Raw genomic sequence first — 1,679 nt, 5'->3', positions numbered from 1 at the left:
TGGGGTGAGCTTTTACCCTAAGTCGGTGAGTTACCAAATGCTCTACAATTATATGGGAGGTGGCGCGGCTATCAATGTCTTTTCGCGTCAGCATGGTATCAATTTCAAGGTAGTCGATGCGGGTATCGATCACGATTTCGAGCCAGACTTGAATATCATCAGCCGTAAGGTGGCTTATGGGACAAAAAACTACCGTTTTGAGTCAGCCATGAGCAAAGAACAATGCCTTGAAGCCATTGAAAAAGGGGCTGGCATTATTGAAGATTGTCATAGCGAAGGCTGTAATTTTATCGCCTTTGGCGAAAAAGGCATTGGCAACACTTCTTCGGCAGCTCTTATTCTAAGCCTATTGGGTGATATTCCTTTGGAAGATTGCGTGGGCCGTGGAACAGGTCTCGATCAGGCTGGCGTGAAGAGTAAATATGAGCTTCTGAACGAAGGTTTATCGAAATATACAGGTAATACGAAGGATGCCCTTGAGGTGATGACCTACTTTGGTGGGTTTGAGATTGCCATGATTATGGGTGGTATGCTTAAGGCTGCAGAGCTAAAAATGACGCTTCTGATTGATGGTTTTATCATCACATCGGCACTCTTGGCAGCATCTAAAATCAATCCTAAGGTTTTGGAATATTGTTTATACGCACACAAATCGAACGAGAAGGCACACATTAGCATGCTCAACCATTTGGGTGCTGAGCCAATCATGGATATCGGTATGCGATTGGGTGAAGGTACGGGCGCTATGGTCTGTTACCCACTTGTAAAATCGGCTGTGATGTATTTCAACGAAATGGCCTCTTTCGAGGAAGCTGGGGTTAGTGAAGCAGCTGCGCTTGAAGTTTAAAGGAAAAAGGTTGAAGGATAAAGTGAAAGAAGCCCAAAATTGGGCGTTGAGCGGAGTCAAAACGTAATAAGGTTAAAGTAGAAAAAAGATTAATGTGATAAGTGAATGAATTTATGGTTTAAGATCAAAAAGCGACTATATATTCACTCTATCTTTAAAGCAAAATAATTACCTTAGTTACCGACTTAAGCAAATATTCACACATAAACACACAAGATATGATTCAATACAATATAGAAGCGCTTAATACTGAGAAAGCTGAAGCGCTTCAGCAGAAAATTGATTTAAAAACCAAGCCACTTGGCTCGCTGGGCAAGTTGGAGAAAATGGCCAAGCATATTGGTTGCATACAAAACACCCTCAGCCCGGAGCTTAAAAAACCTGTTATTATGGTTTTTGCTGCGGATCATGGTATTGCGCTTGATGGAGTGAGTCCTTATCCGCAAGAAGTAACCTGGCAAATGGTTGCTAATTTTATGAATGGTGGTGCCGCTATTAATGTCTTTGCTAAGCAACACGATATCGATATTCGTATTATCGATGCGGGTGTAAACTACGATTTCGACAAGAGTTCTGGCGTTTTAAATGCCAAGATTGCTCATGGTACCAAATCATACCTTAATGAATCGGCGATGACGACCGAGGAGTTCGAAAAAGCGATGAAAAGGGGTTCTGATTTGGTAGAGCGCATTCACTCCGAGGGATCTAATATTATTGGATTTGGCGAGATGGGGATAGCGAATACCTCGTCGGCTGCTGTTATTCTTCACCTTCTTAGCAATATTGAGCTAAGTGCCTGTGTGGGTCGTGGTACCGGATGGGATGATGAAGG

At 42.7% G+C, this 1,679-nt stretch carries 2 protein-coding genes; both read left to right on the top strand.

The window, feature by feature from the left end:
* A partial coding sequence (gene cobT, locus ABY905_RS17115; protein WP_372646086.1) for a nicotinate-nucleotide--dimethylbenzimidazole phosphoribosyltransferase occupies positions 1-847 on the top strand: 847 nt, incomplete at its 5' end.
* A 218-nt stretch (positions 848-1,065) separates the two neighbouring features.
* The coding region (locus ABY905_RS17110) for a nicotinate-nucleotide--dimethylbenzimidazole phosphoribosyltransferase (RefSeq protein ID WP_372646084.1) at positions 1,066-1,679 on the top strand (614 nt) is incomplete at its 3' end.

The organism is Ancylomarina sp. (assembly GCF_041555295.1).
Lineage (GTDB): Bacteria > Bacteroidota > Bacteroidia > Bacteroidales > Marinifilaceae > Ancylomarina.
Note: the sequence above shows the minus strand (reverse complement) of the source record. Positions and strands in the feature narration are given on the sequence as shown.